Source organism: Xenorhabdus hominickii, from assembly GCF_002632725.1.
GTDB classification, from domain to species: domain Bacteria; phylum Pseudomonadota; class Gammaproteobacteria; order Enterobacterales; family Enterobacteriaceae; genus Xenorhabdus; species Xenorhabdus hominickii.
This window is the reverse complement of the sequence record NZ_NJAI01000001.1, coordinates 650,888-668,384: the sequence shown is the minus strand read 5'-3', so window position 1 is coordinate 668,384 and position 17,497 is coordinate 650,888. Positions and strand designations below refer to the sequence as shown.

27 protein-coding genes are annotated in these 17,497 nt (G+C 43.6%); 22 read left to right on the top strand and 5 right to left on the bottom strand.

Annotated elements, in window-relative coordinates; translation table 11 throughout:
• Window positions 1-2: 2 nt before the first annotated feature.
• The 17 genes from rplE to Xhom_RS02885 all read left to right on the top strand — a co-directional run bounded on the left by rplE (window position 3) and on the right by Xhom_RS02885 (window position 8,715).
• Window positions 3-542 (top strand): 50S ribosomal protein L5, encoded by a 540-nt coding sequence (gene rplE / locus Xhom_RS02965; RefSeq protein WP_069317329.1) that lies wholly within the window; start codon window positions 3-5, stop codon window positions 540-542.
• Window positions 543-554: 12 nt separating this feature from the next.
• Window positions 555-860 carry a 30S ribosomal protein S14 gene (rpsN, locus tag Xhom_RS02960; RefSeq protein ID WP_045960140.1) on the top strand — a complete coding sequence of 102 codons (306 nt, stop codon included), beginning with the start codon at window positions 555-557 and terminating at the stop codon, window positions 858-860.
• Between the two features lie 33 nt (window positions 861-893).
• On the top strand, window positions 894-1,286 hold the full coding sequence (gene rpsH / locus Xhom_RS02955; protein ID WP_069317328.1) for a 30S ribosomal protein S8: 393 nt from the start codon (window positions 894-896) through the stop codon (window positions 1,284-1,286).
• 14 nt (window positions 1,287-1,300) lie between these two features.
• Window positions 1,301-1,834, top strand: coding sequence for a 50S ribosomal protein L6 (gene rplF / locus Xhom_RS02950; RefSeq protein ID WP_069317327.1), 534 nt, complete (start codon window positions 1,301-1,303; stop codon window positions 1,832-1,834).
• Between the two features lie 9 nt (window positions 1,835-1,843).
• Window positions 1,844-2,197 (top strand): 50S ribosomal protein L18, encoded by a 354-nt coding sequence (gene rplR / locus Xhom_RS02945; protein ID WP_069317326.1) that lies wholly within the window; start codon window positions 1,844-1,846, stop codon window positions 2,195-2,197.
• 14 nt (window positions 2,198-2,211) lie between these two features.
• Window positions 2,212-2,712, top strand: a complete 501-nt coding sequence (rpsE, locus tag Xhom_RS02940) for a 30S ribosomal protein S5 (protein WP_045968057.1) — start codon at window positions 2,212-2,214, stop codon at window positions 2,710-2,712.
• Window positions 2,713-2,717: 5 nt separating this feature from the next.
• Window positions 2,718-2,897 (top strand): 50S ribosomal protein L30, encoded by a 180-nt coding sequence (gene rpmD / locus Xhom_RS02935; RefSeq protein WP_008913894.1) that lies wholly within the window; start codon window positions 2,718-2,720, stop codon window positions 2,895-2,897.
• A 3-nt stretch (window positions 2,898-2,900) separates the two neighbouring features.
• The gene (rplO, locus tag Xhom_RS02930) at window positions 2,901-3,335 is read left to right on the top strand and encodes a 50S ribosomal protein L15 (protein ID WP_069317325.1); all 435 of its coding nucleotides are present in this window, start codon (window positions 2,901-2,903) and stop codon (window positions 3,333-3,335) included.
• 7 nt (window positions 3,336-3,342) lie between these two features.
• The gene (gene secY, locus Xhom_RS02925; RefSeq protein WP_069317324.1) at window positions 3,343-4,674 is read left to right on the top strand and encodes a preprotein translocase subunit SecY; all 1,332 of its coding nucleotides are present in this window, start codon (window positions 3,343-3,345) and stop codon (window positions 4,672-4,674) included.
• 32 nt (window positions 4,675-4,706) lie between these two features.
• Window positions 4,707-4,823, top strand: coding sequence for a 50S ribosomal protein L36 (rpmJ, locus tag Xhom_RS02920; RefSeq protein ID WP_012768118.1), 117 nt, complete (start codon window positions 4,707-4,709; stop codon window positions 4,821-4,823).
• Window positions 4,824-4,970: 147 nt separating this feature from the next.
• The gene (rpsM, locus tag Xhom_RS02915) at window positions 4,971-5,327 is read left to right on the top strand and encodes a 30S ribosomal protein S13 (RefSeq protein WP_038269629.1); all 357 of its coding nucleotides are present in this window, start codon (window positions 4,971-4,973) and stop codon (window positions 5,325-5,327) included.
• A gap of 15 nt (window positions 5,328-5,342) precedes the next feature.
• Window positions 5,343-5,732: a 30S ribosomal protein S11 gene (gene rpsK / locus Xhom_RS02910; protein WP_002919257.1), complete on the top strand. Its 390-nt coding sequence runs from the start codon at window positions 5,343-5,345 to the stop codon at window positions 5,730-5,732.
• A 35-nt stretch (window positions 5,733-5,767) separates the two neighbouring features.
• A complete protein-coding gene (gene rpsD / locus Xhom_RS02905) occupies window positions 5,768-6,388 on the top strand; it encodes a 30S ribosomal protein S4 (RefSeq protein ID WP_069317323.1) in 621 nt (206 codons plus the stop codon).
• 25 nt (window positions 6,389-6,413) lie between these two features.
• Window positions 6,414-7,403, top strand: a complete 990-nt coding sequence (locus tag Xhom_RS02900) for a DNA-directed RNA polymerase subunit alpha (protein ID WP_038269634.1) — start codon at window positions 6,414-6,416, stop codon at window positions 7,401-7,403.
• 40 nt (window positions 7,404-7,443) lie between these two features.
• Window positions 7,444-7,836, top strand: a complete 393-nt coding sequence (gene rplQ, locus Xhom_RS02895; RefSeq protein WP_069317322.1) for a 50S ribosomal protein L17 — start codon at window positions 7,444-7,446, stop codon at window positions 7,834-7,836.
• Between the two features lie 189 nt (window positions 7,837-8,025).
• Window positions 8,026-8,439: a Zn(2+)-responsive transcriptional regulator gene (gene zntR / locus Xhom_RS02890; protein WP_069317321.1), complete on the top strand. Its 414-nt coding sequence runs from the start codon at window positions 8,026-8,028 to the stop codon at window positions 8,437-8,439.
• A 75-nt stretch (window positions 8,440-8,514) separates the two neighbouring features.
• Entirely contained in the window at window positions 8,515-8,715 is a 201-nt protein-coding gene (locus tag Xhom_RS02885) for an alternative ribosome-rescue factor A (RefSeq protein ID WP_069317320.1), read from the top strand.
• A gap of 48 nt (window positions 8,716-8,763) precedes the next feature.
• Here the strand turns inward: Xhom_RS02885 and trkA are convergent, their stop codons facing one another.
• From trkA to def, 4 genes are all read right to left on the bottom strand, one after another.
• Window positions 8,764-10,140, bottom strand: coding sequence for a Trk system potassium transporter TrkA (gene trkA / locus Xhom_RS02880; protein WP_069317319.1), 1,377 nt, complete (start codon window positions 10,138-10,140; stop codon window positions 8,764-8,766).
• A gap of 95 nt (window positions 10,141-10,235) precedes the next feature.
• The gene (rsmB, locus tag Xhom_RS02875; RefSeq protein ID WP_069318515.1) at window positions 10,236-11,525 is read right to left on the bottom strand and encodes a 16S rRNA (cytosine(967)-C(5))-methyltransferase RsmB; all 1,290 of its coding nucleotides are present in this window, start codon (window positions 11,523-11,525) and stop codon (window positions 10,236-10,238) included.
• A gap of 80 nt (window positions 11,526-11,605) precedes the next feature.
• Complete coding sequence (fmt, locus tag Xhom_RS02870) at window positions 11,606-12,553, bottom strand: methionyl-tRNA formyltransferase (protein WP_069317318.1); 948 nt, start codon at window positions 12,551-12,553, stop codon at window positions 11,606-11,608.
• A gap of 24 nt (window positions 12,554-12,577) precedes the next feature.
• Window positions 12,578-13,090 carry a peptide deformylase gene (def, locus tag Xhom_RS02865; protein WP_069317317.1) on the bottom strand — a complete coding sequence of 171 codons (513 nt, stop codon included), beginning with the start codon at window positions 13,088-13,090 and terminating at the stop codon, window positions 12,578-12,580.
• 131 nt (window positions 13,091-13,221) lie between these two features.
• Between def and dprA the strand changes: the two genes are divergently transcribed.
• From dprA to Xhom_RS02840, 5 genes are all read left to right on the top strand, one after another.
• Window positions 13,222-14,310, top strand: a complete 1,089-nt coding sequence (dprA, locus tag Xhom_RS02860) for a DNA-protecting protein DprA (RefSeq protein WP_069317316.1) — start codon at window positions 13,222-13,224, stop codon at window positions 14,308-14,310.
• 71 nt (window positions 14,311-14,381) lie between these two features.
• Window positions 14,382-14,942, top strand: coding sequence for a DNA topoisomerase family protein (locus Xhom_RS02855; RefSeq protein ID WP_069317315.1), 561 nt, complete (start codon window positions 14,382-14,384; stop codon window positions 14,940-14,942).
• A complete protein-coding gene (gene tsaC / locus Xhom_RS02850) occupies window positions 14,935-15,504 on the top strand; it encodes an L-threonylcarbamoyladenylate synthase type 1 TsaC (protein WP_069318513.1) in 570 nt (189 codons plus the stop codon). The genes Xhom_RS02855 and tsaC overlap by 8 nt, the downstream gene beginning before the upstream one ends.
• A 6-nt stretch (window positions 15,505-15,510) precedes the next feature.
• Window positions 15,511-16,329, top strand: coding sequence for a shikimate dehydrogenase (gene aroE / locus Xhom_RS02845; RefSeq protein ID WP_069318514.1), 819 nt, complete (start codon window positions 15,511-15,513; stop codon window positions 16,327-16,329).
• The gene (locus Xhom_RS02840; protein ID WP_069317314.1) at window positions 16,326-16,595 is read left to right on the top strand and encodes a DUF1488 family protein; all 270 of its coding nucleotides are present in this window, start codon (window positions 16,326-16,328) and stop codon (window positions 16,593-16,595) included. The genes aroE and Xhom_RS02840 overlap by 4 nt, the downstream gene beginning before the upstream one ends.
• On the opposite strand, the gene Xhom_RS02835 is transcribed toward Xhom_RS02840, so the two are convergent.
• The gene (locus tag Xhom_RS02835; protein WP_069317313.1) at window positions 16,562-17,116 is read right to left on the bottom strand and encodes a gamma carbonic anhydrase family protein; all 555 of its coding nucleotides are present in this window, start codon (window positions 17,114-17,116) and stop codon (window positions 16,562-16,564) included. The two genes, Xhom_RS02840 and Xhom_RS02835, sit on opposite strands and share 34 nt — an antisense overlap.
• Window positions 17,117-17,497 lie beyond the last annotated feature (381 nt).

The window sequence follows — 17,497 nt, the reverse complement described above, 5'->3', positions numbered from 1 at the left end:
CGATGGCGAAACTGCATGATTACTACAAAGGCGAGGTAGTCCAGAAACTGATGACTCAGTTTGGTTACCATTCTGTCATGCAAGTCCCTCGGGTCGAGAAGATCACCCTGAACATGGGTGTTGGTGAAGCGATCGCTGACAAAAAACTGCTGGATAATGCAGCAGCCGATTTGACAGCAATCTCTGGTCAGAAACCATTGATCACCAAAGCACGCAAATCAGTTGCAGGCTTCAAAATCCGTCAGGGCTATCCAATCGGCTGTAAAGTAACCCTGCGTGGCGAACGCATGTGGGAGTTCTTTGAACGCCTGATCTATATTGCTGTACCACGTATTCGTGACTTCCGCGGTTTGTCCGCTAAATCATTCGATGGTCGTGGCAACTACAGCATGGGTGTTCGTGAGCAAATCATCTTCCCTGAAATCGATTACGATAAAGTGGATCGTGTACGTGGTCTAGATATTACTATCACCACTACTGCGAAATCTGATGATGAAGGCCGCGCACTGTTAGTTGCGTTTAACTTCCCGTTCCGCAAGTAAGGCAGGGTATTCATGGCTAAGCAATCAATGAAAGCGCGTGATGTAAAACGTGCGAAATTAGCTGAGAAATTCTTCGCAAAACGCGTTGAACTGAAAGCGATCATCTCTGATGTAAACGCATCTGACGAAGACCGTTGGGATGCTGTTCTTAAGCTGCAAACACTGCCACGTGATTCCAGCCCTTGCCGTCAGCGTAATCGCTGTCGTCAAACTGGGCGTCCGCATGCATTTTTGCGGAAGTTTGGGTTGAGTCGTATTAAAGTCCGTGAAGCCGCTATGCGCGGTGAAATCCCGGGCCTTAAAAAGGCTAGCTGGTAATTGTCACCAATAGAATCACGGGAGTAAAGACAGATGAGCATGCAAGATCCGATCGCGGATATGCTGACCCGTATCCGTAACGGTCAGGCCGCGAACAAAGTTGCGGTCACCATGCCTTCCTCTAAGCTGAAAGTGGCAATTGCCAACGTGCTGAAGGAAGAAGGTTACATTGAAGATTTTAAAATCGAAGGCGACATCAAGCCAGAACTGGAAGTAACATTGAAATATTTCCAAGGTAAGGCTGTCGTAGAAAGCATTCAGCGTGTAAGCCGCCCAAGTCTGCGCATCTATAAGAAAAAAGATGAGCTGCCACAAGTTATGGCTGGTCTGGGTATCGCTGTTGTTTCTACCTCTAAAGGTGTTATGACTGATCGTGCAGCTCGCCAGGCTGGTCTGGGTGGCGAGATTCTCTGCTACGTAGCTTAATTCGGGAGGAAAGAATGTCTCGTGTTGCAAAAGCACCCGTCGTCATTCCTGCCGGCGTAGAGGTTAAACTCAACGGTCAGGTTATTTCGATTAAGGGTAAAAACGGCGAGCTAAGTCGTACAATCCACAACGCAGTTGAAGTTAAACATGCAGATAGCCAACTGACTTTCGCTCCACGCGAAGGTTTTGCAGATGCTTGGGCACAGGCGGGTACAACTCGTTCTTTGCTGAATGCAATGGTGATCGGTGTTAACGAAGGCTTCACTAAGAAGCTTCAACTGGTGGGTGTTGGTTACCGTGCAGCAGTTAAAGGCAATGCAGTTAGCTTGTCTTTAGGCTTCTCGCATCCGGTTGAACATCAGCTGCCAGCAGGCATAACTGCGGAATGCCCATCACAAACTGAAATCGTACTGAAAGGTGCTGATAAGCAGGTGATTGGTCAAGTTGCGGCAGATCTGCGTGCCTATCGTCGTCCTGAGCCATATAAAGGCAAAGGTGTTCGTTACGCCGATGAAGTCGTGCGTACCAAAGAGGCTAAGAAGAAGTAAGGTAACACTATGGATAAGAAAGCAGCTCGTATCCGTCGTGCGACCCGCGCACGCCGCAAGCTCCAGGAACTGGGTGCAACTCGCCTGGTGGTACACCGTACCCCTCGCCATATTTATGCGCAGGTTATCGCACCAAATGGTTCTGAAACTCTGGTGGCCGCTTCTACAATAGAAAAAGCTATCAGTGAACAACTGAAATTTACTGGAAACAAAGAAGCCGCAGCATTAGTTGGTAAAATTGTTGCTGAACGTGCTCTGGAAAAAGGTATTAAAGATGTATCTTTTGACCGTTCTGGTTTCCAATATCATGGTAGAGTCCAGGCACTGGCAGATGCTGCCCGTGAAGCTGGCCTTCAGTTCTAAGGTAGAGGTGTAAGATGGCTCACATCGAAAAACAAGCTGGCGAACTGCAGGAAAAGCTGATCGCGGTAAACCGCGTATCTAAAACCGTTAAAGGTGGCCGTATTTTCAGCTTTACAGCATTGACTGTAGTTGGTGATGGTAACGGTCGCGTTGGTTTTGGCTACGGCAAAGCACGCGAAGTTCCGGCAGCGATCCAGAAAGCGATGGAAAAAGCACGTCGCAATATGAAAACCGTCGCACTGAATAGCGGCACTTTGTACCATCCAGTGAAGGGCTCACACACCGGTTCTCGCGTGTTCATGCAGCCTGCTCACGAAGGTACAGGTATCATCGCCGGTGGTGCGATGCGTGCTGTTCTGGAAGTGGCTGGAGTTCGTAACGTACTGGCTAAAACCTACGGTTCCACTAACCCGATTAATGTGGTTCGTGCAACTCTGGATGCTTTAGACAGCATGAAGTCTCCAGAAATGGTCGCAGCTAAGCGTGGCAAGTCCGTCGAAGAAATTCTGGGGTAATGACCATGGCTAAGACTATTAAAATCACTCAAGTTCGCAGCTCAATTGGTCGTTTGCCTAAACATAAGGCAACTCTGACTGGTTTAGGTCTGCGTCGCATTGGTCATACCGTTGAGCGTGAAGATACACCAGCTGTTCGCGGTATGGTCAACTTGGTTTCCTATATGGTTAAAGTTGAGGAGTAACAGATGCGCTTAAATACTCTGTCTCCGGCTGAAGGTGCCAAGCACGCTCCTAAACGTGTAGGTCGTGGTATCGGTTCAGGCCTAGGTAAAACCGGCGGTCGTGGCCACAAAGGTCAGAAATCTCGTTCTGGCGGTGGTGTTCGTCGTGGTTTTGAAGGCGGTCAGATGCCTTTATACCGTCGTCTGCCAAAATTTGGTTTTACTTCACGTAAAGCAATGATCACTGCAGAGATTCGTCTGTCTGATTTTGCACGTGTTGAAGGCGATGTTATCGATCTGAATGCACTGAAAGCTGCTAACATTATTGGCCCTCAAATTGAGTTCGCAAAAGTAATGCTTTCTGGCGAAGTCAATCGCGCAGTAACTGTGCGTGGCTTGCGTGTTACTAAAGGCGCCCGTGCTGCAATTGAAGCTGCTGGCGGTAAAATTGAGGAATAAGTAACAGATGGCTAAACAACCAGGATTAGATTTTCAGAGTGCTAAAGGCGGATTAGGCGAGTTAAAGCGCAGACTTTTGTTTGTTATTGGAGCTCTAATTGTTTTCCGTATTGGCTCTTTTATTCCAATCCCTGGTATTGATGCCACTGTGCTTGCCAAATTGCTCGAACAGCAAAGGGGCACCATCATTGAAATGTTTAATATGTTCTCTGGTGGTGCTTTAAGCCGTGCTTCTATCTTTGCTCTGGGTATAATGCCGTATATTTCGGCATCTATCATTATCCAGTTGCTAACTGTGGTTAATCCGCGTTTAGCAGAGATTAAGAAGGAAGGGGAAGCTGGTCGCCGTAAGATCAGTCAGTACACCCGTTATGGCACATTAGTGCTGGCAATATTTCAGTCAATCGGTATTGCTACTGGATTGCCTAAAATGCCTGGAATGCAAGGTCTGGTTATTGATCCTGGCTTTGGATTCTATTTCACGGCTGTTGTAAGTCTGGTCACAGGAACTATGTTCTTGATGTGGTTAGGTGAGCAGATTACTGAGAGAGGTATCGGTAACGGTATTTCGATCATAATCTTTGCTGGTATCGTTGCTGGTTTACCGCCTGCAATAGGTCACACCATCGAGCAAGCTCGGCAAGGCGACCTGCACTTCCTCCTGTTGCTGTTGGTTGCAGTATTAGTGTTTGCCGTAACTTTCTTCGTTGTTTTCATGGAGCGTGGTCAACGTCGTATCGTTGTTAACTATGCTAAACGTCAACAAGGTCGTAGAGTTTATGCGGCACAAAGTACGCATTTACCGTTGAAAGTAAACATGGCTGGGGTTATCCCTGCTATTTTTGCTTCCAGTATTATTTTGTTCCCTGGTACCATTGCCTCTTGGTTTGGTGGTGGAACAGGCTGGAATTGGCTGACAACTATTTCTATGTACTTGCAGCCAGGTCAACCGCTTTATGTGTTATTATACGCAGCTGCAATCATCTTCTTCTGTTTCTTCTACACTGCTTTGGTGTTCAATCCAAGAGAAACAGCAGATAACCTGAAGAAGTCCGGTGCATTTGTACCAGGAATTCGTCCGGGAGAGCAAACGGCTAAGTATATTGATAAAGTAATGACTCGTCTGACCTTAGTTGGCGCGTTATATATTACTTTTATCTGCTTAATCCCGGAGTTCATGCGTGATGCAATGAAAGTTCCATTCTATTTTGGTGGTACTTCCCTGCTTATCGTAGTTGTCGTCATCATGGACTTTATGGCTCAAGTGCAAACTCTGATGATGTCGAGTCAGTATGAGTCTGCATTGAAGAAGGCAAACCTGAAAGGGTATAACCGCTAATCGGTTTGCTTGAGAAGTTACGGAGAGTAAAAATGAAAGTTCGTGCTTCCGTCAAGAAATTATGCCGCAACTGCAAAATCGTTAAACGTAACGGTATCGTTCGTGTGATTTGCAGTGCAGAGCCTAAGCACAAACAGCGCCAAGGCTAATTAATCGCATATTTTTCTTGCAAAGTTGGGTTGAGCTGGCTAAATTAGCCAGCCAATCTTTTTATCTGACAGCAACATTATTTGAGTATCCTGAAAACGGGCTTTTCAGAATGGTGTTGCAGTGAATAAATATTGTAGGAGTGCATAGTGGCCCGTATAGCAGGCATTAACATTCCTGATCAGAAACATACCGTAATCGCATTAACTTCGATTTACGGCATCGGTAAAACCCGCTCACAGGCGATCTGTGTAGCTGCGGGCATTGCTGAAAATGTTAAGATCAGTGAGCTGTCTGAAGAGCAAATTGACAAGCTGCGTGACGAAGTTGCCAAATACGTTGTAGAAGGTGATTTGCGTCGTGAAGTAACCCTGAGTATCAAACGTCTGATGGACCTTGGTTGCTATCGTGGTTTGCGTCATCGTCGTGGTCTGCCAGTTCGCGGTCAGCGTACTAAGACCAATGCACGTACCCGTAAGGGTCCGCGTAAGCCGATCAAGAAATAATCGGGGTATTGAATAATGGCAAAGGCACCTATTCGTGCACGTAAGCGTGTAAGAAAACAAGTCTCTGACGGTGTGGCTCATATCCATGCTTCTTTCAACAACACCATTGTTACTATTACTGATCGTCAGGGTAATGCATTGGGTTGGGCAACTGCTGGTGGTTCCGGTTTCCGTGGTTCTCGTAAATCTACTCCGTTCGCGGCTCAGGTTGCAGCAGAACGCTGTGCTGAAGCAGTAAAAGAATACGGAATCAAGAACCTGGAAGTTATGGTTAAAGGACCTGGTCCTGGCCGTGAGTCAACTATCCGCGCATTAAATGCGGCTGGTTTCCGCATCACTAATATTACTGATGTGACTCCGATCCCTCATAACGGTTGTCGCCCACCGAAAAAACGTCGCGTTTAATACGTTTGCGTTTTTAGGATTGTTGGAGAAAGAAAATGGCAAGATATTTGGGTCCTAAGCTCAAGCTGAGCCGTCGCGAGGGTACAGACCTTTTCCTGAAGTCTGGCGTTCGCGCGATTGACACCAAGTGTAAATTAGAACAAGCACCAGGCCAGCACGGCGCACGTAAACCGCGTCTGTCTGACTATGGTGTTCAGTTACGTGAAAAACAAAAAGTTCGTCGTATTTACGGTGTTCTGGAGCGTCAATTCCGTAACTACTATAAAGAAGCAACTCGTCTGAAAGGCAACACAGGTGAGAACCTGCTGAATCTGCTGGAAAGTCGCTTAGATAACGTCGTTTATCGTATGGGTTTTGGCGCAACTCGTGCTGAATCACGTCAGATGGTAAGCCACAAGGCTATCATGGTAAATGGTCGTGTTGTTAACATTGCTTCTTATCAGGTATCCCCGAATGACGTAGTCAGCGTTCGTGAAAAAGCGAAGAAGCAGGCTCGCATTAAAGCAGCCTTAGAGCTGGCTGAGCAGCGTGAGAAACCAACTTGGTTGGAAGTTGATGCTGCGAAGATGGAAGGTATGTTCAAACGTATCCCTGAACGTACTGATCTATCCGCTGACATTAACGAACACCTGATCGTCGAGCTTTACTCTAAGTAAAGCTTAGCACCAAAGAGAGGACACAATGCAGGGTTCTGTGACAGAGTTTCTAAAACCGCGCCTGGTAGATATCGAGCAAGTCAGTTCGACGCACGCCAAGGTGACCCTTGAGCCATTAGAGCGTGGCTTTGGCCATACTCTTGGCAACGCACTGCGCCGTATTCTGCTTTCGTCTATGCCGGGTTGTGCGGTGACTGAGGTTGAGATTGATGGTGTACTGCATGAGTACAGCACCAAAGAAGGTGTACAGGAAGATATCCTGGAGATTCTCCTCAATCTGAAAGGGCTGGCGGTGAAAGTTCAGGGCAAAGATGAAGTTATCCTTACCTTGAATAAATCTGGCATTGGCCCTGTGACTGCAGCCGACATCATCCATGATGGTGATGTCGAAATCGTCAAGCCGCAGCACGTAATCTGCCATCTGACTGACGAAAGCGCTTCCATTAGCATGCGTATTAAAGTTCAGCGTGGTCGTGGTTATGTGCCGGCTTCTGCCCGAATTCATTCGGAAGAAGATGAGCGCCCTATCGGTCGTTTGTTAGTAGATGCTTGCTATAGCCCAGTAGAGCGTATTGCCTACAATGTTGAAGCAGCTCGCGTAGAACAGCGTACTGACTTGGATAAGCTGGTTATCGAGATGGAGACTAACGGTACAATCGATCCTGAAGAAGCGATTCGCCGTGCAGCTACCATCCTGGCTGAACAACTGGAAGCTTTTGTTGACTTACGTGACGTACGTCAACCAGAAGTTAAAGAAGAGAAGCCAGAGTTTGATCCGATCCTGCTGCGCCCTGTTGACGATCTGGAATTGACTGTCCGCTCTGCTAACTGCCTTAAAGCAGAAGCTATCCACTACATCGGTGATCTGGTACAGCGTACCGAGGTTGAGTTACTTAAGACACCTAACCTAGGTAAAAAATCTCTTACTGAGATTAAAGACGTACTGGCTTCTCGTGGACTTTCTCTGGGCATGCGCTTGGAAAACTGGCCACCAGCAAGTATTGCTGATGAATAACTAGATCACAGGTTAAGGTTTTACTGAGAAGGATAAGGTCATGCGCCATCGTAAGAGTGGTCGTCAATTGAACCGCAACAGCAGCCATCGCCAAGCTATGTTCCGTAACATGGCAGGTTCTTTGGTTCGTCATGAAATCATCAAGACGACTCTGCCTAAAGCGAAAGAACTGCGTCGCGTCGTTGAGCCGCTGATTACTCTTGCCAAGACCGACAACGTAGCTAATCGTCGTCTGGCATTCGCCCGTACTCGTGATAACGAGATCGTGGCAAAATTGTTTAATGAACTGGGCCCGCGTTTTGCGAGCCGTGCAGGTGGTTACACTCGTATTCTGAAGTGTGGCTTCCGTGCTGGCGACAATGCACCGATGGCATACATCGAGCTTGTTGACCGTGCCGCTGAGTCTCAGACAGAAGCAGCATCTGCAGAGTAATCTGTAGAAGCATAAAAAGCCGGGTAATATCCCGGTTTTTTATTGCTGTTTAATTCATTCCGATAATCACGTTCTCGCTTTCCATCTGTTAATCTAATCCGCAAATTTTTCCCTGTTTGGGTGATATCTTAATCTATTCTGGTAGTATTGGTTTTATCTTTTTATTTCTATTTGATAGGACTACCTCTTATGTATCGTATTGGTCAGTTGGCTAAATTAGCAAATGTTATACCTGACACGATCCGCTTTTATGAAAAGCAGGGATTGATGATCCATGGAGAAAGAACGGAAGGCGGTTATAGGCTTTATTCAGAGCAAGATTTACAACGATTACGTTTTATTCGTTATGCAAAACAATTAGGTTTTACACTGGAAGCGATTGTAGAGCTATTGTCTATTCGAGTTGATCCTGAACATCACACATGTCAAGAATCAAAACATATCGTTGATTCTAGACTTCAAGAAGTTGAAAAAAAATTATTGGAAATGAAAAAGATGCGTGATTCTCTGAAGATGTTGAGTGATGCGTGCTGTGGTAGTGCTCATGCCAGCACATATTGTTCTATATTAGAAATTTTGGAAGAAGGGGCAACGAATAAATAATTTTTCTTTATTATTCCAGATGTCAAGGGTACAATCGTACTGTTTTTAATCAATAAACTATTTTTGGAGGTTATTATGACTACATACCGTCATAAAAAAGGTGTTATCAAAGACAATGCTATAGAGGCCCTATTACATGACCCTTTATTTAGGCAGAGAGTAGAAAAAAACAAAAAAGGTAAAGGAAGTTATAATCGTAAAGAAAAACATGGTGAAGGTAAAGGCTGGGAGGCCAATGATAATAATTTCTTCAAGTTGTTATCATTGGCCTTCTAGTTTATTAAACCAATAATCCTAGTCTAATAGTGTTGAATCTGATGTTTCTTAGAGGAAGAAAGGGCTTGGTTGAAAAAGTTTTTCTACCTCAGGAACGTATTTTTTATCAGTAATAAACATAATCACATGATCACCCTGCTGAATGATGCTGTAATCATTAGCAATGATGACTTCTTCACTACGGACAATCGCCCCAATCGTCGTTCCTGGTGGTAGCTTGATGTCACCTATTTTACGCCCAACCACTTTTGAAGTATGTTCATCACCATGAGCGATAGCTTCGATAGCTTCAGCAACGCCTCGTCTCAATGAAAATACACTGACAATATCTGCTTTGCGTACATGACCAAGCAGTGCCGAGACGGTTGCTTGTTGAGGTGAAATAGCAATATCAATGACCCCGCCTTGCACCAAATCAACATATGCACTGCGTTGAATAAGAACCATTGCTTTTTTAGCTCCCATTCTCTTTGCAAGCATAGCTGACATAATATTGGCTTCATCATCGTTTGTTAATGCGATAAAGACATCAACCTGCTCAATATGTTCTTCGGCGAGCAATTCTTGGTCTGATGCATCTCCATAGAATACGATGGTATCGTGTAATAATTCAGCTAATTCAATGGCCCTTTCTTGGTTATGCTCAATTAATTTAACACTGTAATCTTTTTCAAGCCGTAAGGCTAAGCCTGCACCTACATTGCCCCCTCCGACAATCATGATGCGTTTATATGGTTTTTCAAGACGCTGTAATTCACTCATCACAGCTCTGATATGTTGTGATGCAGCAACGAAGAATACTTCGTCTCCAGCTTCAATAATTGTGGAGCCTTGCGGCCTAATTGGACGATCTTGGCGAAATATAGCCGCAACTTTGCTATCTATATGTGGCATATGTTCTCGAAGTGAGGATAAGGCGTTACCCACGAGTGAACCACCATAATAGGCTTTTACTGCGACTATACTGACTCGGCCTTCTGCAAAATTGACAACTTGTAATGCCCCTGGGTATTGAATCAATTTATAGATATAGTCAATTACCAGTTGCTCGGGTGATATTAGATAATCAATAGGAATATCATCAGGTTGGAATAGTTTGTCTGATTCTCGGATATACTCTGATGAGCGTATCCTTGCAACTTTATTAGGTGTGTTGAATAGGGAATAAGCTATTTGGCATGCAATCATGTTGGTTTCATCTGAATTAGTGACAGCTACCAGCATATCTGCATCTTCAGCTCCTGCCTCCCTCAATACCTTAGGGTGGGAACCATGGCCATTTACAACTCGGAGATCGAACTTATCCTGTAACTGGCGTAAACGATCTGTATCGGTATCAACGACAGTAATATCATTGTTTTCATCAACCAAATTTTCAGCTAATGTTCCACCAACCTGGCCTGCGCCCAGAATAATTATCTTCATAGCATTCTCTTCTTGATTAGAAGCCGTCTTTCTATTCTTGCTATTCTAGCAAAATTATGAAAATTCCCTCGTCCAATGGGAGCGAGGGAATTATTCTACTGCTTAGTTAGTCGGGCATAAAAGAAACCATCGCCACCTATTGCTTCTGGGATGATTTGTATTCCTGGGTTTTCCAGAGTGCCTGTTTCCGATAATGTGGCATCTGTATGACGTTCTAAAAATGATTGAATTTGTTCACTATTTTCTTCAGGCAAAATTGAACAGGTTGCATAAACCAACGTACCATTTTTCTTTAAGTACGGCCAAATAGCTTCAAGAATATCAGATTGTAATATAACCAATTGATCAATATCTTCATTTCTGCGTAGCCATTTTATGTCTGGGTGACGACGAATGACTCCTGTTGCAGAACAGGGTGCATCAAGGAGAATACGATCAAATTGCTCATCTGCAGCCCACTCATGTGGCAAACGACCATCACCCGTTTTGACGACAGCGTGTAAATTAAGTCGCTGTAAATTTTCTTTCACCCGCTTGATTCTTTGTGTATCAATATCTATAGCGAGCACCTTCGATTTTGGTGCTATTTCAAGAATATGTGTGGTTTTTCCACCAGGCGCAGCACAAAGATCTAATATAGACTCTCCGTTGCACGGGTTTAATAGTTCAGCACACCCTTGGGCAGAGCGATCCTGAATAGTTACCCAACCTTGGTCAAACCCGGGTAATACATTGACAGGGCAAGGGGTCAGCAGGCGAGCAGCACTGGGATGGCTAGTATCCAGTTCTGCTTCTATATTAGCTTCTTTCAGTAATGTCAGATATTCGTTAGCTGTATGATGGAGTTGGTTTACCCGTAACCACATAGGCGGTTTTTGGTTATTGGTATCCACTATATTTTGCCAACTTTGTGGATAGGCTTTTTGAATGCGTTCCAATAGCCATTTTGGATGCAAGTACTGATTAATGTGATTATTTGCTCGTTCGACTAATTCTTGTTGTTGACGCTGAAATTGGCGAAGAACACCATTGATTAATCCTTTTAGTTGTGGGCGTTTTAAGTCAATAGCACCATTGACGGTCTCGGCAAGTGCAGCATGAGCAGGTATACGTGTATAAATAAGCTGATATATCCCTACCATGATTAAGTAGTGGAAAATACGTTGCTTTCCTTTTAATGGTTTTGCCATTAATTGATTAATAAACCATTCAAGTTGAGGTAATACCCTCATAACACCGAAACAGAGTTCTTGTAACAGAGCTTTATCTTTGTCAGAAACTCGTTGTTGCAGTTCAGGTATGATGGTGCTGAGAGATTGCCCTTGATCAAGTACTTGAGTGATCGCTTTTGCAGCGATGCTTCGCAGGTTATATGTATTCTTCATGATATGGTCAAAAAAGCCGACTTTCGTCAGCATAATAAATAGGGAGAAGCCTGTATGTTAATAACATACAGGCATTAATATCAGTTGATTTTACGACCAGGTGTAAACCAATCTCGCTTGGAGTTTAAGAGATCGGCAGCTGACATTGCTTTTTTGCCAGGTGGTTGCAACTGAGTCATATTTAATATTCCATCTGTGGTTGCAACTTGAATGCCTTTTTTATCTGCGCTGATAATTGTTCCAGGAGCTTGGTTAGTTTGCTCTGTGATGACTTCTGCTTGCCAGATCTTAATGGGGTGCTCATCAACTAAGAAGAAGCTTACAGGCCAAGAGTTGAAGGCACGAATACAACGTTCAAGCTGGATGGCTGGTAAATTCCAATCCACTTTTGCCTCATCTTTACTCAATTTTTCAGCGTAGGTTGCCAGAGTGCTATCCTGAATTTCAGGTTGGCATTTTCCTGATGTAATTAAATCTAAGGTATCGAGTAGGGCTTCTGGGCCTATATCAGCAAGTTTTTCATACAAGCTAGCACTGGTATCTTCATTTGTAATTGGGCAACTTGCTTTCAGCAGCATATCACCAGTATCAAGTCCTGCATCCATTTGCATGATTGTCACACCAGTTTCTCTATCTCCAGCCCATATTGAGCGTTGGATAGGAGCAGCTCCTCGCCAGCGGGGCAACAAAGAACCATGAACATTCAGGCATCCCAGACGTGGTATATCCAAAACGGATTGAGGAAGAATCAATCCATAGGCAACTACGATCATAATATCAGCTTGCTGTGCCATGACCCATTGTTGGCTTTCTTCCGTGCGTAAGGTTTTTGGCTGGAAAACAGGAATATCGTGTTCTTCAGCCAATACCTTTACAGGACTTGGTGTCAGTTTTTTACCTCTTCCTGCCGGTTTGTCTGGTCGAGTGAGTACTCCAACAATTTTATGCTTAGAGTTTAATAAACCTGATAAATGGCAAGCCGCGAAATCAGGGTTCCCGGCAAAAATAATACGTAAAGAATCAGACACTGTTATTTCCTGCGATGATAAAATTTATTTGCTTTTAGCTCTCAGTCGGTCAATTTTTTCAACTTTCTGACGGATGCGTTGGCGTTTCAATGGCGATAAATAATCGACAAACAGTTTACCGACCAAGTGATCCATTTCATGTTGAATGCAGATTGCCAATAGGCTATCGGCTTCCAATTCAAACGGCTGGCCGTGATAATTCAATGCCTTAATTTTGACCTGCTCGAAACGTGGTACAAATCCACGTTGCTCAGGAACAGATAGACAACCTTCTTCTATTCCCGTTTCACCCGATTCATTGACCAGCTCTGGGTTAATAAGCACAAGACGCTGTTCACGATTTTCAGAGACATCAATGACAATAATTCTTTGATGAATATCGACTTGTGTTGCTGCTAAACCGATACCTTCTTCTGCATACATCGTTTCAAACATATCATCAATGATACGCTGGATTTCTGCATCGACTTTTTCTACGGGCTTTGCAACTGTGCGAAGCCGCTCGTCTGGGTAATGTAATACTTGTAAAACTGACATATATGTTTAGAACTTCATCCAAAAAGTGAGTGATAATTGTCGCCTATTCTAGACATTTCCCGTTTAGATTGACAGTATCGAACACAAATTAATCATGCAGATGTTACTCTCAATCAGGTCAGGATGACGATATGGAAGCGATGGAAATATGGTTGCGAATGAAAATGGTCTCTCATCTTTCAGCAGTAAAGGCGATGCCTATTATTAAACGCCTATTGCAAACGAAGAACCGCAGTACAGCCTCTCTTAAAGCATGTGGTTTGTCATCTGCACAATGCTTGCAGTTTACTAAAGCGAGTTCTGCCTCATTGTCTTCTTGTTTTAATTGGTTAGAACAACCGGGTAATCATTTGTTGACGTTTTCTGATCTTGCTTATCCTCCTCTATTAAAACAGATACATTCTCCACCCTTAGTGCTTTTTGTTGAAGGTGATGTATCGGCCTTGCCTCAAAAGCAAATTTCAATGGTTGGTAGTAGGGCAGCGACTTTCTATGGTGAAAAGTGGGGAAAGATATTTGCTGGTGAGTTAGCGCAAAATAATCTGATAATAACCAGTGGGCTGGCGATTGGTATTGACAGTATCTGTCATCAAGCAGCTCTTGATTCAGGTGGAAAAACTATAGCCGTACTTGGGAGTGGGTTTGAAAATATCTATCCCAGTCGGAATCAAGCTTTGGCGATGCGCATTAAAGAAAATGGAGCATTGGTTTCTGAGTTTTTTCCTAATACGCCCCCTAAGGCCAAGAATTTTCCAAGAAGAAATAGGATTATTAGTGGATTGAGCCTCGGTCTTCTGATTGTGGAAGCCCATAAAAACAGCGGTTCCTTAATTACGGCACGTTGTGCGCTTGAACAAGGACGGGATATCTTTGCATTACCGGGTCCGTTGGGTACTCCTTCAAATGAAGGTAATCATTGGTTAATCAAACAGGGAGCCTATTTGGCAACGAGTACGATGGATGTTATGGAGCATATTAATGCTTATTTTCAATGGGTTAAAATTGAAGGAGAGGATAAAGAAAAAGAGAGAGAACAATTTGAGCAAACAGAGTTGCCATTTGCGGATGTGCTGGTTAACGTAAATAACGAAGCTACACCTGTTGATGTGATCGCTCAACGTTCTTCTCTTCCTGTTACAGAGGTTATGACCAAACTATTGGAGCTGGAGCTTATGGGAAAAGTTGTGGCTGTTGCTGGTGGATATGTTAGAACTACATGATTCGAACTATATGAACTGTTTAATTTGTGCTTTTTCCCATGTTGTAGTGGCTGGTATTCAGCGAGTGAGATATGTCTAAAAAAGTTCCCTTTGCTAGAAAAGAAACAGAGTATTGCCCTGAGTGTGGTGATGAGTTAGTCATCCGAAATGGAGCTCATGGCCCATTTTACGCATGTTCTAGTTATCCGTCCTGTCACTACCTTCGTCCTTTGAAAGCGCCGGGAGATGGTCATGTTGTTAAAGAATTGGATGGTCAAATGTGCCCCAAATGTGGTTTCACTCTGGTCTTGCGGCAAGGGTGCTATGGTATGTTTATTGGCTGTAGTCATTATCCTGCATGTGAGCATACAGAATTAATTGATAAACCTGATGATACATCCATTAATTGCCCTCAATGCCAACAAGGAAAATTACTCCAGCGTAAATCTCGTTTTGGTAAAACATTTTATGCATGTAGTCGCTATCCTGAGTGTCAGTTTGTGGTTAACAATAAGCCAGCTTTAGGAGAATGTCTGTTTTGTCACTATCCACTGTTAATAGAAAAGCGAACTTCCCAAGGCGTAAAATTATTTTGTGCTAGTAAATTGTGTAACAAGCGGCAACTTAATGAAACTGAAAAAGAAAATGAGTAACGAAATACCATCTTCATTTGATGAAGTGATCACAGCTTTAAAAGAAGAAAAAATCATTGCCTATCCGACTGAAGCTGTTTTCGGGCTAGGGTGTGATCCTGATAGTGAAAATGCAGTACAAGAATTATTAGCATTGAAGAATCGACCTTGGGAAAAAGGGCTAATTCTTATTGCTGATAATTATGAGCGATTATGCTCTTATATTGACGATGACCAGCTGAATGATATGCAGAAAGAAACTATATTTTCTTTTTGGCCAGGGCCTGTTACATGGGTAATACCAGCGAAAAAAACGACAGCCAAATGGCTGACAGGGCAGTTTTCCTCTTTGGCTGTTCGAGTTACGGATCATCCTCTAATTAAGCAGTTATGTGCTCTTTATGAAAAACCACTTGTTTCGACTAGTGCAAATTTAAGCGGATTAGAGCCATGTCGGAGTGTAGAAGAAGTGCGTCGCCAATTTGGAAATCGTGTTTCGATCTTGGAAGGTGAAGTTGGGGGACGCAAAAAGCCATCAGAAATCAGAGATGCTTTAACGGGTAAATTATATCGGCAAGGATAGAAAATGATGGATAGATTCGCGGTTTTTGGTAACCCAATAGCACATAGTAAATCACCTTATATTCATCGATTGTTTGCCGAACATACGGGCATTGAACATAAATATGGGCGGGTACTTGCTCCAATAGATCATTTTGAACAAACCTTAGATCATTTTTTTGAACGGGGTGGTTTAGGTGCAAATATCACCGTCCCCTTTAAAGAAAAAGCCTATCAGCACTCAGATGAATTGACTGAACGGGCAAGGATAAGTGGTGCAGTTAATACATTAAAACGGATCGATGGAAATCGGCTTCTTGGTGATAATACAGATGGGATAGGGCTATTGGTGGATTTACAAAGGCTCAATTTCATTTCTAGTGGGCAAAATATTTTAATTATCGGCGCTGGTGGTGCTGCGAAAGGAGTATTATCGCCTTTATTGTCATTGGGATGTCCAATCACTATTACTAACCGTACGTTTGAACGTGCTCAAGTGATTGCGAATAAATTTTCTTTAATAGGTGATGTTCGTGCAGTTGAAATGGAAGACCTCGCCTCACCAAAGTTTGACATCATTATTAATGCAACTGCTGCTGGCATTGATGGGCAGAATCCTGAAATATCCCCGTTAATTTTCCGCAACGATAGCGTTTGTTACGATATGTATTATCAGTATGGGTTAACGCCTTTCCTCAGTTTTGCTCAGCAAAATGGTGTCTCACGCTTAGCTGATGGTTTAGGAATGTTGGTAGGGCAAGCGGCATATGCTTTTGAGCTATGGCATGATGTATTTCCTGAGATCGAATCTGTATTAACCGTTTTAAGGCGAGAATTATACGAATGAATCAAGCAATCCAATTTCCTGACCGTGAAGAATGGAATGAGGTGGAAAAGAAGGTCATATTCCCAGCAATGGTTGATGGTTTGTTGGTGGAATGTATGATTAGTGCTGATGAGTTAATTGTACGTTATGGAAAAGCTCATCACCCACTCGATCTTTTTCGTCAACATCGCTGGGATCTGGAAGAAGAGTTTGAAACAGCTATTTTGAGTGGGGATGATGATCAATTGGGACGTTACTCTTTGCCTTCAGATTGTGCCGATAAGTAATTGTCTTTCCAACGGGCGTAATTATTAGCGGAATAAAGTAGCCCTTCTAATTCTTCAGGTTTGAGTTTTCTCACTTGTTTGACAGGGCTACCAACGTACAGGTAACCACTCTCTAATTTCTTTCCTGGAGGAACGAGGCTGCCGGCTCCAACAACAACATCGTCTTCAATAATTACCCCATCAAGTAAAATGGAACCCATACCGACTAATACGCGGTTTCCAATCTGGCATCCATGCAACATCGCTTTATGGCCCACAGTAACATCTTCTCCGATTATCAGTGGGAATCCATCAGGATTATCAGAAGATTTATGCGTTACGTGCAAAACAGAGCCATCTTGAATATTTGTACGTGAGCCGACAGAGACATAATTTACATCGCCTCGGATAACGACAAGAGGCCAAATACTTACGTCATTTGCTAATCTGACATCACCAATCACAATAGAAGAAGGGTCTAAAAGAACTTTTTGGCCAATCTGAGGATATAAATTTAGATATTGGCGTAAAACTCTGTACATAAAAACCTCAACAGTAAGAGTAGATAGCAATTAATTGAAATGTTATTGAGGAAAGGATCACCATGCAATGGGAAAATTTGCCTTAATTTTAGTCTAATTGGATGGTTTTTATATTGAATGGAATAAAAAATAAGCGCTTGAAAATAAAATTCAAAAAAAACTATTGCCAGGCGCCGAAAACTCCCTATAATGCGCCACCACTGACCGACGCCGAGCTGAGACACGCCGCAGACGCCAGTCGGAGACCGGCGAAAAATAAACGCTTGACTCCGGAGGCAAACAGCGTAAGATACGCAGCCTCGCAACACGGAGAACCTCTCCGGTTGCCCCGCTCTTTAACAATTTAATCAGACAATCTGTGTGGGCACTCGCAAGACCCTA

Bases quoted from the DNA above. Each gene is read 5' to 3' on its own strand.
- Xhom_RS02855 (WP_069317315.1), top strand. From the start codon at position 14,382: ATGTCTAAAAAAGTTCCCTTTGCTAGAAAAGAAACAGAGTATTGCCCT.
- Xhom_RS02840 (WP_069317314.1), top strand. From the start codon at position 16,326: ATGAATCAAGCAATCCAATTTCCTGACCGTGAAGAATGGAATGAGGTG.
- rplE (WP_069317329.1), top strand. From the start codon at position 3: ATGGCGAAACTGCATGATTACTACAAAGGCGAGGTAGTCCAGAAACTG.
- Xhom_RS02885 (WP_069317320.1), top strand. From the start codon at position 8,515: ATGACTACATACCGTCATAAAAAAGGTGTTATCAAAGACAATGCTATA.
- rpsN (WP_045960140.1), top strand. From the start codon at position 555: ATGGCTAAGCAATCAATGAAAGCGCGTGATGTAAAACGTGCGAAATTA.
- dprA (WP_069317316.1), top strand. From the start codon at position 13,222: ATGGAAGCGATGGAAATATGGTTGCGAATGAAAATGGTCTCTCATCTT.
- rplQ (WP_069317322.1), top strand. From the start codon at position 7,444: ATGCGCCATCGTAAGAGTGGTCGTCAATTGAACCGCAACAGCAGCCAT.
- Xhom_RS02835 (WP_069317313.1), bottom strand. From the start codon at position 17,116: ATGTACAGAGTTTTACGCCAATATCTAAATTTATATCCTCAGATTGGC.
- aroE (WP_069318514.1), top strand. From the start codon at position 15,511: ATGGATAGATTCGCGGTTTTTGGTAACCCAATAGCACATAGTAAATCA.
- trkA (WP_069317319.1), bottom strand. From the start codon at position 10,140: ATGAAGATAATTATTCTGGGCGCAGGCCAGGTTGGTGGAACATTAGCT.
- rpsH (WP_069317328.1), top strand. From the start codon at position 894: ATGAGCATGCAAGATCCGATCGCGGATATGCTGACCCGTATCCGTAAC.
- def (WP_069317317.1), bottom strand. From the start codon at position 13,090: ATGTCAGTTTTACAAGTATTACATTACCCAGACGAGCGGCTTCGCACA.
- rplF (WP_069317327.1), top strand. From the start codon at position 1,301: ATGTCTCGTGTTGCAAAAGCACCCGTCGTCATTCCTGCCGGCGTAGAG.
- rpmD (WP_008913894.1), top strand. From the start codon at position 2,718: ATGGCTAAGACTATTAAAATCACTCAAGTTCGCAGCTCAATTGGTCGT.
- zntR (WP_069317321.1), top strand. From the start codon at position 8,026: ATGTATCGTATTGGTCAGTTGGCTAAATTAGCAAATGTTATACCTGAC.
- rplO (WP_069317325.1), top strand. From the start codon at position 2,901: ATGCGCTTAAATACTCTGTCTCCGGCTGAAGGTGCCAAGCACGCTCCT.
- rsmB (WP_069318515.1), bottom strand. From the start codon at position 11,525: ATGAAGAATACATATAACCTGCGAAGCATCGCTGCAAAAGCGATCACT.
- rpsE (WP_045968057.1), top strand. From the start codon at position 2,212: ATGGCTCACATCGAAAAACAAGCTGGCGAACTGCAGGAAAAGCTGATC.
- rpsK (WP_002919257.1), top strand. From the start codon at position 5,343: ATGGCAAAGGCACCTATTCGTGCACGTAAGCGTGTAAGAAAACAAGTC.
- Xhom_RS02900 (WP_038269634.1), top strand. From the start codon at position 6,414: ATGCAGGGTTCTGTGACAGAGTTTCTAAAACCGCGCCTGGTAGATATC.
- secY (WP_069317324.1), top strand. From the start codon at position 3,343: ATGGCTAAACAACCAGGATTAGATTTTCAGAGTGCTAAAGGCGGATTA.
- tsaC (WP_069318513.1), top strand. From the start codon at position 14,935: ATGAGTAACGAAATACCATCTTCATTTGATGAAGTGATCACAGCTTTA.
- rpsD (WP_069317323.1), top strand. From the start codon at position 5,768: ATGGCAAGATATTTGGGTCCTAAGCTCAAGCTGAGCCGTCGCGAGGGT.
- rpmJ (WP_012768118.1), top strand. From the start codon at position 4,707: ATGAAAGTTCGTGCTTCCGTCAAGAAATTATGCCGCAACTGCAAAATC.
- rplR (WP_069317326.1), top strand. From the start codon at position 1,844: ATGGATAAGAAAGCAGCTCGTATCCGTCGTGCGACCCGCGCACGCCGC.